At 35.8% G+C, this 16,030-nt stretch carries 19 protein-coding genes; 4 read left to right on the plus strand and 15 right to left on the minus strand.

Annotated features, from left to right (window positions below):
* Positions 1–87 precede the first annotated feature (87 nt).
* From N3D17_06085 to N3D17_06150, 14 genes are all read right to left on the minus strand, one after another.
* Complete coding sequence (locus N3D17_06085) at positions 88–1,260, minus strand: GuaB3 family IMP dehydrogenase-related protein (GenBank protein MCX8082942.1); 1,173 nt, start codon at positions 1,258–1,260, stop codon at positions 88–90.
* Positions 1,238–2,119, minus strand: a complete 882-nt coding sequence (gene rsmA, locus N3D17_06090; protein ID MCX8082943.1) for a 16S rRNA (adenine(1518)-N(6)/adenine(1519)-N(6))-dimethyltransferase RsmA — start codon at positions 2,117–2,119, stop codon at positions 1,238–1,240. The genes N3D17_06085 and rsmA overlap by 23 nt, the downstream gene beginning before the upstream one ends.
* A complete protein-coding gene (pdxA, locus tag N3D17_06095) occupies positions 2,120–3,148 on the minus strand; it encodes a 4-hydroxythreonine-4-phosphate dehydrogenase PdxA (protein MCX8082944.1) in 1,029 nt (342 codons plus the stop codon).
* Between the two features lie 19 nt (positions 3,149–3,167).
* Positions 3,168–4,487, minus strand: coding sequence for a PIG-L family deacetylase (locus tag N3D17_06100; GenBank protein ID MCX8082945.1), 1,320 nt, complete (start codon positions 4,485–4,487; stop codon positions 3,168–3,170).
* A 19-nt stretch (positions 4,488–4,506) separates the two neighbouring features.
* Positions 4,507–5,316 (minus strand): peptidyl-prolyl cis-trans isomerase, encoded by an 810-nt coding sequence (locus tag N3D17_06105; GenBank protein ID MCX8082946.1) that lies wholly within the window; start codon positions 5,314–5,316, stop codon positions 4,507–4,509.
* Between the two features lie 13 nt (positions 5,317–5,329).
* Entirely contained in the window at positions 5,330–6,205 is an 876-nt protein-coding gene (locus N3D17_06110) for a peptidyl-prolyl cis-trans isomerase (GenBank protein ID MCX8082947.1), read from the minus strand.
* Between the two features lie 66 nt (positions 6,206–6,271).
* Complete coding sequence (locus N3D17_06115; protein ID MCX8082948.1) at positions 6,272–8,434, minus strand: helix-hairpin-helix domain-containing protein; 2,163 nt, start codon at positions 8,432–8,434, stop codon at positions 6,272–6,274.
* Complete coding sequence (locus N3D17_06120; protein ID MCX8082949.1) at positions 8,391–9,026, minus strand: prepilin-type N-terminal cleavage/methylation domain-containing protein; 636 nt, start codon at positions 9,024–9,026, stop codon at positions 8,391–8,393. The genes N3D17_06115 and N3D17_06120 overlap by 44 nt, the downstream gene beginning before the upstream one ends.
* Positions 8,986–9,354 (minus strand): hypothetical protein, encoded by a 369-nt coding sequence (locus tag N3D17_06125; GenBank protein MCX8082950.1) that lies wholly within the window; start codon positions 9,352–9,354, stop codon positions 8,986–8,988. The genes N3D17_06120 and N3D17_06125 overlap by 41 nt, the downstream gene beginning before the upstream one ends.
* Before the next feature lie 53 nt (positions 9,355–9,407).
* Entirely contained in the window at positions 9,408–9,848 is a 441-nt protein-coding gene (locus tag N3D17_06130; protein ID MCX8082951.1) for a GspH/FimT family protein, read from the minus strand.
* 140 nt (positions 9,849–9,988) lie between these two features.
* A complete protein-coding gene (gene trxB / locus N3D17_06135; GenBank protein MCX8082952.1) occupies positions 9,989–10,918 on the minus strand; it encodes a thioredoxin-disulfide reductase in 930 nt (309 codons plus the stop codon).
* A 3-nt stretch (positions 10,919–10,921) separates the two neighbouring features.
* Positions 10,922–11,167 carry a zf-HC2 domain-containing protein gene (locus N3D17_06140; protein MCX8082953.1) on the minus strand — a complete coding sequence of 82 codons (246 nt, stop codon included), beginning with the start codon at positions 11,165–11,167 and terminating at the stop codon, positions 10,922–10,924.
* A 1-nt stretch (position 11,168) separates the two neighbouring features.
* Positions 11,169–11,780 (minus strand): sigma-70 family RNA polymerase sigma factor, encoded by a 612-nt coding sequence (locus tag N3D17_06145; protein ID MCX8082954.1) that lies wholly within the window; start codon positions 11,778–11,780, stop codon positions 11,169–11,171.
* Positions 11,777–11,992, minus strand: a complete 216-nt coding sequence (locus N3D17_06150) for a DUF167 domain-containing protein (protein ID MCX8082955.1) — start codon at positions 11,990–11,992, stop codon at positions 11,777–11,779. The genes N3D17_06145 and N3D17_06150 overlap by 4 nt, the downstream gene beginning before the upstream one ends.
* 101 nt (positions 11,993–12,093) lie before the next feature.
* Between N3D17_06150 and N3D17_06155 the strand changes: the two genes are divergently transcribed.
* From N3D17_06155 to queC, 4 genes are all read left to right on the plus strand, one after another.
* A complete protein-coding gene (locus N3D17_06155; protein ID MCX8082956.1) occupies positions 12,094–12,741 on the plus strand; it encodes a carbohydrate-binding family 9-like protein in 648 nt (215 codons plus the stop codon).
* A gap of 130 nt (positions 12,742–12,871) precedes the next feature.
* Positions 12,872–13,999: a DegT/DnrJ/EryC1/StrS family aminotransferase gene (locus tag N3D17_06160; protein ID MCX8082957.1), complete on the plus strand. Its 1,128-nt coding sequence runs from the start codon at positions 12,872–12,874 to the stop codon at positions 13,997–13,999.
* The gene (locus tag N3D17_06165; protein ID MCX8082958.1) at positions 13,996–14,592 is read left to right on the plus strand and encodes a 7-carboxy-7-deazaguanine synthase QueE; all 597 of its coding nucleotides are present in this window, start codon (positions 13,996–13,998) and stop codon (positions 14,590–14,592) included. Before N3D17_06160 ends, N3D17_06165 begins: the two co-directional genes overlap by 4 nt.
* Complete coding sequence (gene queC / locus N3D17_06170; protein MCX8082959.1) at positions 14,589–15,227, plus strand: 7-cyano-7-deazaguanine synthase QueC; 639 nt, start codon at positions 14,589–14,591, stop codon at positions 15,225–15,227. Before N3D17_06165 ends, queC begins: the two co-directional genes overlap by 4 nt.
* Here queC and N3D17_06175 read toward each other — a convergent pair.
* A complete protein-coding gene (locus tag N3D17_06175; GenBank protein ID MCX8082960.1) occupies positions 15,219–15,815 on the minus strand; it encodes an MBL fold metallo-hydrolase in 597 nt (198 codons plus the stop codon). The genes queC and N3D17_06175 overlap by 9 nt on opposite strands.
* Positions 15,816–16,030 lie beyond the last annotated feature (215 nt).

Raw genomic sequence — 16,030 nt, forward strand, 5'->3', positions numbered from 1 at the left:
AGAAACCTCCTGCTGTTGATAAGATGTTTATATTCAATGGTTCACTTTTGAATCTACCGGCTGAGATAAAAATAACAAAGCTATCAATTACTGCTTTTTGTTTTTATTTGCTGAAGCACGAAGAACTGACTGGTATATCTTCCCTTCTGTTTTGAAAGATGAACTTATAGCAATTTCAACCATTTGCATTTCTTTTATATTCTTTACTCCGAGAGAACCCATAGAAAGTTTCAGTGCACCCATAAGATTTTGAGAACCATCATCTACCTTTGCAGGACCAAACAATATCTCTTTAAGCGTACAGGAAACGCCTACCTTAATCCTTGTGCCTCTCGGTAGATTCTCATCAGATGTTGCCATCCCCCAGTGATAGCCCCTGCCGGGTGATTCAACGGATTTAATAAAGGCAGAACCAATCATTACAGCATCTGCTCCTGAAGCAAATGCCTTACATATATCTCCACTGGTTACCATACCACCATCTGTAATAATAGGGACATATCTACCTCTTTTTTTGTAATATACATCCCGTGCACTTGCACAGTCCGCTGTGGCTGTTACCTGAGGTACTCCTATCCCTAATACTTCCCTCGTTGTGCATGCAGCACCAGGACCTATTCCAACAAGTAGTCCTGAGATACCTGTTTCCATCAGTTCAATAGCAACATCAAAAGTAACACAGTTCCCTGCCACAACAGGGACCTTTGCTGTTTTGCATAAAGCATAAAAATCCAGTGCTTTATATGAAGAGGTTATATGCCTTGCAGTAGTAACTGTTGACTGCACTACAAAGATATCCACTCCTGCCTCCTGACATATAGAGAGAAATCTTTCAGCATACTGAGGGATACAACTCACAGAGCATATAACTCCACTTTTCTTTATCTCTTCTACTCTCTGAGCCACAAGTTTTTCTTTTACCGGTTCTTTATAAAAACTCTGTATCAGTGCTGTTGATTCCTCATATGGACTGCTGATGATTTTTTCAACAATTTCATATGGGTCCTCATATCTCGTATATATCCCCATAAGATTTAACACCCCAAGCCCTCCTAACTTTCCTATTGCTACAGCAAATTTTGGGTCACAGACACCATCCATAGCAGCCGCAAGCACAGGAATTTTTAATTTTATTCCTGCTATCTCTGTAGAAATATCTACCTCATCAGGATTTATAGTTATATTTCCCGGAACCAGGGAGATGTCATCAAATCCATAACATACCCTTGCCCTTCTATTAACGCCTATCCACATAGCCATGTTTTCTCTCCTTTTTCATAATGGTTATAATCCTGAATACCTTATATATCTGCTCAGGTGTAAGATCTTCCACTCTTACATCCGGAGATATACCTTCTTTTTTAAGTAACATCTTAAATAACTCTTTGTCTTCTTTGAAAATTGTTTGGACGACATTGGGTAGTTTTTTTCTCCTTAAATTAAATATCAATGGTAAAAAACTATAAAATTCTTTTTCTTTATCTATCTTTATAACCGGCTTTGCCAGTGGTTCTATCTTTACTACAACTGAGCTTACCTCTGGTTTAGGAAAGAAAACATCTTTTTTAAAAAGATAACATATTTTTGCATCAGAGTAAATAGAAAGAAGGACAGAAATTGCACTATAATTTTTGTTTCCATAAGATGCGGTAAGCCGTTCTCCAACCTCTTTCTGTACTGTAAGAAGAGATAATTTTATTTTTTCTCTTACATCCAGTATCTTAAAGACAATAGGCAAACTGATATAGTAAGGAGTATTCCCTATTACTTTTACTTTCTCTGGAAGTGCTTCCCACCAGTCCTTTCCTGTTTCAAGAAAGTCCTTTTCTATAAGATGGAAATTTGGATATCCTGCAAACCTCTCCCTTAATATATCACAAAAATCAGGGTCTATCTCAAACGCATATACATCTTTTACTCTGTCTATAAATCCATCTGTAAGTGCTCCCAGCCCGGGTCCTATCTCAACAACAATATCATCCTGTTGAAGTTCTGCAAAGGAGAGGAATTTATCTCTGCTGTTTTTGTCTATGAGGAAGTGCTGTCCTAAATACTTCTTTATATTTATGTTTTTTGCTCGCAGAAGTTCAAGAGATTTTTTTAATGTAAGAAATTCCATTTATATCTCCTGCCCTTCTCTGTTTGTCTCTTCCCATCGGGAAGAGTATTTTGGGTGAACCAGACGTATAGCTAGTTTATATGCTTCAATAAAAGACCGGGGGTCTGCCTTACCCTTATAGGCAATATCAAAGGCAGTTCCATGTCCTGGACTTGTCCTTACCATACTAATCCCTGCTGTACAGTTGACTAATTTATCAAAAAAGAATGTTTTAAGTGGTATCATCCCCTGGTCATGGTACATTGCAATAACCATATCCAGTTCCCCATCCACCGCTTTTTTAAATATCACATCAGCAGGTAAAGGTCCCTTACAATCAATCGCCATTTGTCTCAATACCTTTATGGCAGGTATTATGATTTCATCCTCTTCCTTTCCAAGTATCCCTGCCTCTCCACCGTGTGGATTGAGTGCAGATATACCAATGACAGGAGTTTTTATACCATACATTTTTAGAAATTCATATCCTGTAATGACTTTGTCAACAAGAAGGGATACAGATAATTCTTTACTTACTTCCTTAAGAGGAATATGTGTTGTTGCAAGAAGTACCCGTATATTTCCTGCGACCATTACCATAGCATACCTTTTACAATTTAACCGTTCTGCAAGAAGTTCTGTATGTCCTGAATATCTGGAACCAGCGAGATGCCATGCCTTTTTTGATATAGGAAGGGTTACAAGCCCATCTATTATCTTTTTTTTATACAAAGAAATAGCACGTTCTACATAAAGGAAGGATGCCCTACCACACAATGGAGAGTCCTTGCCTATCGGAAATCTTTTATTTTTTATAACCCCTTCATCATAGATATTTAGATAGCCATCTATTATCTCATTTTTTGTCTTTATAACATTAAGAGAAGCAGGGATTCCATAAATGAAATTCTTCTCAATCACAGAAACATCGCCTATTACCAGAGGTATCGCACCGGGAATTTTGTTGATTGAAGAGAGTCCTTTGATAAGTAATTCAGGCCCAATCCCTGCTGGGTCTCCGAGAGAGATACCGATGATTTTTTTCTCCATAAGGATTCAGGGATAATGTTTATTTAATTTTTATAACCTCCCAAGGTATAAAATCATAGGTTATTCCACCTGTTTTTATACTGGAAGAGAAAAACAGATAATCAGGATAGTTCAAGTCTGAAAGTTTTATCCTGAAAGAGATTTTATTTTTCAATCGCTCATACTTAAGTTCCTGAACATATTTATTATCTTCTGAGGTAACAACTTCCTTTTCTTTTGTTAGATTTATTATATTTTTGGGCATTTTAGAAAATTCAATACCATACTTATAAGGGAAGAAATAAAAAATATATCCTGTTGGGACTAAAATTCTTTTCCTGTGTATAAACTCTATATTAAGGAATTCTCCTGATTTTGTTAGTAAGATATAAAATGGATAGGACTTATTTATATAACTTTCAAATTCTGCTTCTCTTTCGCTTTCCAGTTTGATTTCCCTTTCTAAAGATATATCATCCTCTTTATAGAAAATCTCGTTGCCTCTCGTAAAAGAGAACATCCAGTGTTTCTTTGATATAAAAAACTCATCCGGTACCTGTGATTTGAAACATTGGATGGCAGTCATCTTGTTTTGTATTTCGTTATCTTCCAGAGAGAGTTTATATAAATAAAAATTGGAAAAGATATCGGGTAGTAAAAGTTCCTGTGAATTTTTCTGTGGATGTCCTTTAAAATGAACAAGATATATGAATACATCGGGTTTATTTTCCATATCTAAAAGCGCAACCCTGACAAAGTTATAAAGTGCTCTGTGGTCAACATTGGTATCATAATTGGATGTTATAAATATCTTTGAAGGACGTATATCATTAATAATTTGTTTTATATCACCAAGAATACTTTCACTTATATAGGGTTTACCAAAGGAATAATTTTCTTTATAAGGAACTTTCGTTGCCCTCGTTAAAAAACTCATAAAAGGTTTTTCGTTGTTTTTCCAGTAATTCTCCCATATCTTTAAAGTTCCAAAATCAGGATATCCGAGAAAGATTAAATTTTTTGAAGGTATTCCTAACATTCCTGTTGCTTTGGTTGACTCTTTTCTTCTTATCTCTCCGAGTTCAATGTAAGCAGAAGGTTTTAAAACAAGTTTTTTCTCGTAAAATCTGTAGGGTATCTGGTTATGGTCCCCATTGGTCAGATAAACAATATAGACATTGGCATTACTTTTTATCGCCTTCTGTATCACTCCTGCACATCCTAAAACTTCATCATCAGGATGTGGAGCAAAGATGAGAATTTTTTCACCTCCGTCTATAAGGAGATTGTTTATAGAACCATAAGAAAGATTGACATATAACAATAGACCGAAAAGTACTATTTTAAAATAACCATTCATTATATTTTTCCTTTCTTAATTAATCACAATAGAATATAGGAATTTTTGATTGTAGTTCTTTAAGATAACTATTAAACTTCTCTTCAAACTTTATATTCTGAAGTATGGCTCTCGCTTTCAGATATAACTGATAAGAATTGATTTCTTCCTTCTGCACATCTTTAAGTAGAACTACAAGGTACTTATTACCCACTTTTACAGGACTGCTTAGATTTCCCTTTGAAAGATTTTCTATTGCAGATAAGACATCAGGTGCTATCTCTTCCTTTGAAAGAGTTATTTCTTCTCCCATCTCCGGTTCCTTGGTAATATCAAAATTTTTTATAAAGTCCTGTGCGGATAACTCACTGTCAAACCACTTCAAACGAAAATAATAGGAATAATTACCTTTTTCTTTTAACTCTTTTGTCTTATCTGCAATTTCAGAAGAAGTTATCTCTATCGTATCAACTACATTCTTTTTTACAAGGTTTCGCACCTTTATCTTTTCTTCCACCGTCTTTACAAATATACTGTAAGGAATGTTATCTATGTTCAGTGCTTTATAAAAGGATGCTTCATCAGGAAACCTTTTTTTAATCCGTTCTACTTCAAAAGTAAGTTCTTCAGGTGATACCTCTATCCCTTCTTTTTCTGCCTGAAAGAGAAGCAATTTTTCTATTACTATATCCCTCAATGCTTCTTCATAATTTTTATTCTCCTCCTTCATCTTTATCCGTACATCGCTTTCAAGTACAACTTTGTTTCCCACCATAACCACAGATGAGTTCTCACAATGTAATGTAAATGTTATACATACAAGCATTACGCAGATAAATATCTTTTTCATATTCGCATCTCCTTCATTTTGATTTCAATCTGTCAATCTTTTCTAAATAAATTTTTATCCTGCTTTTTCCTTTAAGTTCAGACATCAATCTTTCAACCTCTCCTTTTTTCTTGAAAGAGATAAGCATTTCCTTTATAGATGGTTTTGCCTCCTCAAGTGTAAGCATCCTGCTTTCTGTCTTTCCTGCAAGTTTTATGATGTGATAACCTGACTCTGTTTTTATAATATCTCCAAGTATATCTCCCGGTGTAATTCTTGATATGAGCGTTGATATCTCGGGCTCAAGTTTCCTTATATCAATCCACCCGAGGTCTCCTGCCTTTTCTCTACTTGCGGATATGGATTCATTGACTGCTATCATTTCAAATGATTCCCCTAAAGATAACCTTCTCCTTACATTTTCAGCTTTCTCCTGTGTTGGCAATACTATTTCAGATAACCTTACCTTTTCAGGTATAAGAAATTCTTCCAGGTGTGTATTGTAATATTCTGTTATCTCCTCATCTGTAACTTTTATCCTTTCAGTCAGAACTTTATCCACATACTCTTTTGTAAGAACCTTTATGTAATAATTTTTCATTATATCATCCACATTTCTTTTCAATCTCCGCTCGTATCTCTTTGCTTCATGGAAAAGAAGTATCTGGTTTACATATGTTTCCACAACACTTTTAGGGTCTGTTTCCAGCATCTCCGTGTATAAAGAGGGGGATGACTCAACCTCAACAAGAATATCTTTTATCGTAATCGGATAACCATTGACAACTGCTACTACATTTCTGTTTTTTAAAAATAATATAAGGTATATAAGTCCAAAAAAGATAATTACAGCACCAGATATAATCAGAATATTTCTTGCCTTCTTTGAAAGGTTCATCTTTATCTTCATATGCCTCTCTCTTTATTTCCCCAATTGTTCCTTCCTCTCATGTAAAAAGATGAAAGGTTGATGATTTTACTGTATCTCTCTCCTGTATAATACTCTTTTCTTATTTCTGTCATACCAGAGAACTATCTTTTTTTCTGCTATAATCTCTTCCTCTTCTATTTTACCATTATTATTTATATCCTGCACCTTCTGTCCAACTGTTATGATTTTAAACACATTACTTCTTACAGTTATAAGGTCTATAATTCTTGAAAATATAAGTTCTTTCTCTTTCTCTTCGTCCAGGAAAAGGTCCCATGTATTGTCCCAGAAGTTAAATCCATACTTTGTCATTGCTCTACTCAAAAGTTCCTGTGGAGATGAACCATCGCCATACAAACCGAGAATATCTGAAATATCTTTATAAGGTCTGGCATCTATTATTGCTTTTGCTACTTCATTGTCAACCAGTGGCAGGCATTGTAAAACCTGTTCTGAAGCGGTATTTATATTTACTCTACCATAAGTTGGTTCTTCTGGATTTTCTACAACTGTAAAGTGGTCAATGAGTTTTCTGTCAGTACCATGCTTCCAGAAATCCAGTGTTTTCCAGTGTTCTTTTTTATGGATGAAAGAAAGTTCTGATATGGAATTAAATCTGTCATTTTTAATAACAAAAGAGGTAGGCCAGTTCAATAACCAATCAGTTGTTCCAAACTCACCTCCAATCCACGGCTGGAATGTTATATTGGGTTTTCCTGGTGTTGGTTTTTGTACAACCCAGTCAAAGATACCTGACATCCTCGGGTCATTTTTCCCCACAGTGGTAAAAGGAGAATCCACTATATATTCAGTATGTTCTATAAGGTTGTCTTTGCTATCATAAAGACGCATTGTAAAGTCCAGTCCTAAATTGGCAAAAAGAGGGATCTTCTTTAATACATCATCAATAAAACTGAGAGAACCAGGGTTTACAGCAAGAATGGGTTCATAGTACTGACAGCCACCAGGTTCCCTGATAGGAACAAAAAGAGGAAAGATAATTGGAGGGTCCCCAGGAATGATTACGATAATGATACTAATTAAATCACCTATGGTATAGTAAGAACGCGGTGGTATCTTTGTCCCATTCGGTATAACTATGGAAGCAGACACCACCTTTTCTACTATACTTTTTACCCGTTCTGGTGCTATGTTTGTTTCTCCTTCTGTTATATCATCTAATATCTCCTCTGACTCATTATAAACCTCATTCCAGAACCCAGAAAAGAGAGTTATCACACCTTTTATCCTCCATCCACTAATATCCAGTGGTTCAGAATAGGGATTGAATATCTCTATGAACTGTCCTCCTTTCTCCCTTAGCATAACGATGTTTCCTATGGTTTCTCTGCTCCATGTCTTCACTGCTTCTATCTCATTAAAATAAGGGGTTTTATTTATTCCTAAAAGGGTTTTATTTCCTATCTGATATTGTGGTGGGACACGGCTTTTATCCCTGTAAGCAATAATATTAAGGGCAACCTGTGATGCTACATCATTTTCATATCCAAGTTCCTTTAATTTGTTAAAAATCATTACAACGGATTTCTTGTTAATGTTTATCCGCTCCTTCCCCTCGCTGTTTACATTCAGGTCATAAGAAAATGTAGTGATATGGTTTTTGATTTTTTTGTATATCTCCTCACTTATACCATCAACCAGTTTCACATCAGAAGGGATGATATACTTTCTTTGTTTTCTGTATGCGATAATGTTTTGAGTTCTTTTTTTACCAATAAGTTCACTGAAGATATCTATATCGCTTACTGTGTGAGTGGGCAGCCAACCAGCACCACCAGCATAATTTATATTAATTTTTCCACTTTCATCTTCAACTAAAACAGCATATCTGCCTGTAATAATCCCTGTATTGTCTTTGGTATAAAACCATTTTGCATCAGGAATAACATCATCATTAAGGTCCACTTCATCTCCTTCAAAAGAAGCCCTCCATCCATCTGTAAAAGCATCATATTCTCTGCTGTCATTATCAAGTTCCCAGATAGCGTTATCTATTCCTATCTTTGCAAGGTGTTGTGCTGTCTTACCTGTGAATATCTTGTAAGATGTCTTCTCCCAGAACTTAAAAATAAAAAGAAGCATTCCTGTGAATATGAAAAGAAGTAAAAGTATCATAAGTACCAGAACTACAGATGCACCTTTTCTATTGCATAGAGATTCTGATATATTTTTCAAATGTTTCTTCATATCTTTTTCCCTCTATTTTCTGAGAAAATGGTTTAATCTCAACTTTTATAATACGTGGCAGTTCTGGTTCTATCATACAGTCAGTATACCAGTGGTCAAGCCAGTTTTTACCATCATAGTAAGAGATTTGAAAATATCCTATATTTTCTCCGAGAATCTGTGCACCAGGGAAACCAGAAGGAAAGATAAAGAAAGGGTCATTTCTATCTATCCTGATAACAGAGACCTTTACTGTCTTGGCTTCTCTATCAAAATATATCCCGAACTTTGCAAGGTCTGTATCAGGCCCTTCAGAAAAGGGAGATATAAATTTTACATACTCTTTTTCACCTTCAAAGTTAATCCTTAATTTACCTTCCATATTATTACACATTGCAGAGGTGAGATATTTTTCCATATAGTCAAAGACCTTTATCGCTTCAGAAAACACCTTCTTTTCTCCCGACTGTCTTTCAAACCTTACAATGGACCCTTTAAAAATCATAACAGAGGAAAAAGTGGCAATACAGAAAATAATTACTGCTATAAGAATCTCAAGGAGTGTAAAGCCACTATCTCCTCCTGAAACTTCCTGAAAAGTATGTACGTTCATTTCTACCCTCATGCTTTCCTGTAATCTCTATCTCAACCCTGTAAAGACATTCCTTTTCTTCTTCTATACTCACATAATAACTGTAAAGAGGAAACTTTTCATCCACACCGGTTATAAAAGAAGGAACAGGTGGTCCATCTGAACTACCATAGACCTCTTCAATAAGAGTGAATAATCTATCTGCTATCTGTGAGGTTGTTATATATCCCTTACTTCTTCCTGAAAGTTTATCTATCACAGGATACACCCTGACAAGATAAATAATCCCTATCGCAAGGATAAAAAAGGCAATCAGTACACTTATAAAAGTCAGTCCTTTCTTTTCCATTAATTTGTTTCTCCCAGCCATCTCTCCCCGTAAAAAAGATAGGGAATAAATTTCTATTTCACTATAAAACATCTGCCTGTAAGATTATGGAGCACTATCTGTACCTCTTTCTTTCCTGAAGTATCTTCTAATATAAGGTATCCCCCTGTCCTTGCAGTCCCATCTGGATTAAAAACAAGAGGAGAAAAGCCAAGTGATTTATCCTTTATTTTTATATGGTCAGGAAATCTGTATTTTTTATCCACTATTTCCCTGTTGTTTCTCAGCACAACAAAACCATATTCATCAAATATCACAGAAAACTCCTTCCTTTCATTTACTGCGGATTCTCTTGCAAAATTTGCTATCTCAACAATGTTTTTTGCTGTGCTTTCCAGAAGGGATAACCGCTGATATTTTAGAAAATATGCCGTTGTTGGAACCATAAGAAGAGAAAAAATAAAGAGAACTATCAGTATTTCAATAACAGAAAATCCATATCTTACCCATCTCATTTTCTTTTAATAATAACATAACATCACTAATTTATTCCAGTATGATATGCTTCAAAAACAATCTCTCTTAACCAGAGGAAATAAAATGAAGAAAACACTCTAAAAAGGTAAAACCCTTACCCTCTTTTGTATATAGAAAACTATAAAGATGTATCTTTACTGGAAAGGTATGCTTCTGCAGACATACCCGCAATAGCACCCTCTCCACAGGCAGTAATAACCTGATACAGGGACTTTCTTATCACATCTCCACAGGCAAAAATCCCTTTAATAGATGTCTGCATTTTATAGTCAGTGATTATATAGCCGGCAGGGTTCTGCTCTATCTTTCCATCAATGAACTCTACATTGGGTTTCTGTCCCACAGATACAAATACCCCGTCAACCTTAATTGATTCTATCTCTCCTGTTTTTTTATTTTCCAGCACCAGTGAGTTTACCTTCTCTCCATCTCCCTCTATCTTACGGACTATTCTGGAAAGGAGAGGGGTTACAGGAAATTTTTTTAGTTCTTCTTGAAGATATGCAGATGCTCTGAAAACATCCCTTCTGTGGACAAGATAGCAAATGTCCGCATATCTTGTTAGATATATTGCCTCTTCTAATGCAGAATTACCGCCACCTACTACTGCAACCCTTTTCCCTTTGAAAAATGCACCATCACATATAGCACAGAAAGAGACTCCTTTTCCTGTATATTCATCCTCTCCTTCAACTCCTAACTTTTTTCTGGAAGAGCCACTCGCTATTATCAGTGCTGTTGTTTTGATTTCAGAGTTATCAACCAGCCGGACAATTTTCTTTTCATCCTCAAAGTATATATCTTTTACTTCCCCATTGATTATCTCTCCCCCGAACTTCATATATTGCTCTCTCATTTTTTCTGCAAGTTCTAATCCAGAGATGCCTTCAGGAAAACCAGGATAATTATCTATCCTTTCTGTAAGCAACATATTTCCACCAGTAAATGCTTTTTCAATAATAGTCGTTTTAATTCCTGCTCTTAGTGTATATATACCTGCTGTAAGCCCTGCAGGTCCACCACCAATAATGATAAGTTTATATTCCATCTTTTACCTCTTATACCGTATTCTTATTTCATAATATATCCTGTTAACAACCTTTTGAGGAACCTTTTGCTTTCTATGTGTCTGTCTGGATATAGCAATGGTTTTTTCAAGGGTATTAAGAAGAGAGAAACACCTCTCACATTCCCTTATGTGTTCTTCCATTATCTCCCTTATAAAGATGTCTATCTCGTTATCTATGTAGCCAGACAGCAACCGTAAAATCTCTTCACAGTCAAAGTGTCTATCCATTTCATATCCTTATTTGATGACCTATTTCTTTATTCTTAAAGTATTCAGAGAGTTTCTCTCTGAGATATAATCTACTTCTGTGTGCTCTTGTTTTCACTGCAGAAGGAGATATAGATAGAATCTCTGCCACTTCTGCTATGGGGAGTCCTTCAATATCATGGAGGACAAATACAGACCTATATTTTGCTGGCAGGGATTCAATCGCTTTATCCAGTGTTTCCTTCAGTTCCTGTTTTTTTAAGTAATCCACCGGGCTTTCTGTCCAGTCAGTGATTGTAGTATCGTATAAGTTTTTTGATATTTCTTTCAACCTTTCTTCAGAGACCTTTCTGCCTCTGTCTTTCCGCATCTTCATCAGAGCAAAATTTGTTGCTATTCTGTATAACCAGGTAGAAAATGAAGAGTCCCCCTTGAACTTTGGAAGGTTTTCATAAGCAGCAATATATGTCTCCTGCATAACATCAGCAGCATCTTCTTTATTGTGAAGCATTCGCAATCCAAGGTTATATATCTTGCCGCTTGTAGTTTTAATAAGGTCCTCAAATGCCTTAACATCTCCGTTTTTTGCTCTTTCTACGAGGACTAATTCACCATCAGAATTTGTTTTTGTCATAGTATCTCTATAATCTTTTTCTTGCTTTTAAGACCACTTTTAATTATAAAAGAACTTTTAGGTTTGTAATAATACTCTGAAAGTATTTCAATCAGCCGTTTATTTGCCTTTCCCTCAACAGCCGGAGCATCAACCCAGATTTTGAGGTTATTGCCTGTCTTTTGAATCTTTGATTTCTTTGCATTTGCTATAACAGTAACCACTATTTTCACAGGACATATTATAACATAAAAAAATTTAATAATAATGTTTTCAGAATTTGACAAAAGGGATTTAATTGATATGCTATATATAACAAACTTCTGGAGCAAATATGGGAAAAACCATAAGAATTTTTCTACTGCCAGTTATATTAATTAGCGGTTGTTCTATAACACCCAGACGTCTTGTATCGGAAAGAAAGACACAGATAATATCTCCTGCAATAGTTGCTAAATATTCTGAAAGCCCTGTATTGATAGATGGGAAATTAGACGACACTGTATGGAAGATAGCACCTGTGTATAAACTTGCTTTTTCAAGAGATATAGAGAGTAAAGGTAATATTATTCAGGAAGGAGGAGAAGTGCAGGTTGCTTGGGATGAGGGCTATTTATACATAGGAGTTAAGTTTAATGACTCAGATATAGTCCAGGAAAGCGATAAAGACCAGGATCATCACTACAGAAAAGGAGACCTTGTGGAGATATTTTTAAAACCAGAAGCAAACACCTGGTACTGGGAAATTTATGGTACACCCAATAATAAAAAAACAGTATTCTGGTTTCCTGGAAGGGGAAGATTAGGACTCCCTGGTTGTTATGAACCGGGGATGGAACTGAAAGATATTCTGATAGCAACTCAAATAAAAGGTACACTTAATAACTGGAAGGATATAGATGAATACTGGATGATTGAGATGGCAATACCTGTGAAAGAACTTACTAAATATGGTGATACATTCGGTCTTTGTTCTAATTGAAAGGTGTTAATAGCGAGGTATAACTATTCAAGATATCTTTATGAGAAAGAGATGTCAATGTATCCTCAACTTTCTGTCACAAATTATAAGAATATGGAAAACTGATATTTGAAAAATAATGGAGGTAGATATGGCTGGAAGGGAAGTATTTGGAAAGGAAGAACTTGAAGAAGTAATGGCTGTATTGAGAAGGGGCGTATTATTTAGATATGGATTTGATAAAGAAAGGGAAGGTGTTTTTAAGGTAAGAGAGTTTGAAGAGGAATTTGCGAGGTATATAAATTCAGGGTATGCGCTGGGAGTAAGTTCTGGAAGTGCTGCATTAAAAGTCGCTCTTGAATCACTCAATCTACCTAAAGGGAAGGAAGTTCTTGCTCCATGTTTTACATTTGTTGCAACCATAGAAGCGATTGAAGAGGCAGGGTTGAAACCTGTACTCTGTGAGATAGACCATTCCCTTAATATCTCACCGGAAGATATAAGAAACAGGATAACAAAAGATACAGTGGCTATTATGCCTGTCCATATGATGGGTTCTTCAGCAAAGATGGATGAGATTACACAGATTGCAAAGGAAAAGGGTCTTTATATTATAGAAGATGCCTGTCAGTCAACAGGTGCATCATTTAAGGGAAAGAAAGTAGGAACATTTGGAGAGTTTGGTTGTTTTAGTTTTGACTATGTGAAGGTAATGACTACTGGGGAAGGTGGTATGGTGGTTACTGATAATGAAGGACTCTATAAACAGGCAGAGTTTTATCATGACCATGGACATCCACATCTGCCGGGGATAGGAAGAGGAGAAGAAAGAAGGGAAAGAAAGGGTTTTAACTACAGGATGAATGAAATACAGGGAGCACTTGGGCTGGCACAATTGAAAAAACTTGATAGTATAATAGAAAAACAGAGGGAAAACAAGAAAAACATAAAGGAAGAAATACAGAAAATAGGGGGTATTAGTTTTAGAGAACTGCCAGATGTATCTGGAGAGATAGCAACATTCCTTACTATTTTTCTTAAAGATAAGCAACAGGCAGATAAATTTAAATCTGTTATGAAAGAAAATGGAGTTGCTCCTGCAATACTTAACTACTGGCATTTTATTGCCAATATAGAGATAGCAGGTGGCTCTTTCCCTTTAAGCCAGTCCATTCTTGACAAAAGTGTATCTATAGAGATAAAGACGATTATGGAATCCTCTCTGATAGAAAGAGTAGTTGATACCTTTAAGAAGGCAGCAAAGGCAGTGGGTTTATGATTTATAATGTCTCTGAGATATTTTATTCCATCCAGGGAGAAGGGATACTTCAGGGTCTGCCTATGATATTTATACGGCTGGCTGGTTGTAATTTAAGATGTAGTTTCTGTGATACAAAATATGCATGGGGAAAAGGGAAAAAACAGGATGTAAGAAGAATAATAAAAAAGATAGAAAGATATCCGTCCAGATGGGTATGTATAACAGGAGGAGAGCCACTTTTACAGCAATTGTCACCACTTATAAAAATCCTTAAGGACAGGAAGTACTGTGTAGCAATTGAAACAAACGGGACAATCTGGCAGGATATAAAAATTGACTGGTTTACTGTAAGTCCAAAAAGAGAAGGACTGAAAAGTTTCAGGTGTGGTTATGACGAAAGATTTCTTAAGGTTGCCAATGAGTTCAAGTATGTAATCACACACAAAAAAGACATGGATTTTATTGATAAAAGGATAAAGAATCCTGTAATATTACAACCAGTGGATAATAACCTTAAACTTGCTCACTGGATAGTAAATACTCTTAAAAAGAGCGCAGAAAAAAATTGGTACTTTCGTATGCAGATGCATAAATTGATGGAGATAAGGTGAAAAGGGCGGTATGTCTTATATCAGGTGGAATGGACAGTTTTGTTTCCGCAGCCATTGCTAAAAAAGATGACTATGAGATATATGCGTTAACAATGGACTACGGACAGAAAAGTAAGAAAGAGATTATATCTGCTAAGAAGATATGTAGATTTTTGAAGGTTAAAAAACATATTATAACAAAGATAGACCTTTCATGGGTAAGGTCTGCATTGACTGATAAAACGATAAAAATTCCTGAAAAAATCAGAAAAGGTGAGATACCATCAACCTATGTACCTGCGAGGAATACTATATTTATAGCACTGGCATTAGCACTTGCTGAGTCAGTGGATGCAGAGGCGATATTTATTGGTGTAAATGCGGTTGATTTTTCTGGTTATCCTGATTGCAGGCCTGTATATGTTAAAAGATATCAGAAACTTATTGATGTTGCCACAAAAAAGACCACAGAGGGTAGAAAGATAGTGTTGAAGACACCCTTACTTTATATGTCAAAGGTAGATATTATAAAAAAGGGGATATCTCTCGGACTTGACCTTTCCATTACCTGGTCCTGCTATAGGGGTGATAGTAAACCCTGTGGAAGATGTCCCAGTTGTATTATAAGAAAAAAGGCATTTTCTTTGTTAAAATAATCCTCGTTCCTGCCCGATGGTTGAAGGTGTTCCATGACCGGGATAGATAATTGTTTCATCAGGAAGTGTAAGTAGTTTTGTTCTGATAGAATGGAAAAGTGTCTCTTCTGAACTATCAGGCAGGTCGGTTCTGCCGTAACCATCACAAAAAAGAGTATCCCCTGTAAAAACGATATTTCCACAGATGAGACATATACTTCCTGGACTGTGTCCTGGTGTATGTAAAACAGAGAAAGATAAAGTACCTGCCTTCAATATATTACCATCTTCAATAGCAATATATCTTACATCTACAACGAATGGGAGTCCGAAAAACAGAGAGAGATTTTTTGAAGGGTTTGTTAAACATTCAACATCTTGAGAATGTATATATACAGGAAGTTGAAATTTATCATCATCTTTTATATGATCCATATGCCCATGTGTATTGACAATGAAAGATGGTTCAATCTTAAGATTCTTAACAATTTTTATTATCTTTTCATACTCATCTCCAGGGTCAATAATAAAACCCTTCCCTGTTTTTTCGCAGCCCACAATATAACAGTTTGTCTGAAACTCTCCCACAACAATTTTTTCTATAATCATAGAGAATCTATCTGTAAATGAATGGTTTAACTTCCCCCCAACCTATCCCTTCAGTAGAGAAGGAACAGGTTGAGGGGATATATTTTTTAGAAACTCTTTCTTATGAACATTCTTCCTGTGTATGCGTTGTAGTCATCTGACAGGTCTCCCCTTAACCCGAACTCTAAACTCCAGCTATTCCCAAAGTCATGGTTCAGTCCTGCAGTAAGGGAGAG

This window comes from bacterium (genome assembly GCA_026414725.1).
In the GTDB taxonomy this organism is placed as follows: Bacteria; Ratteibacteria; UBA8468; order B48-G9; family JAFGKM01; genus JAAYXZ01.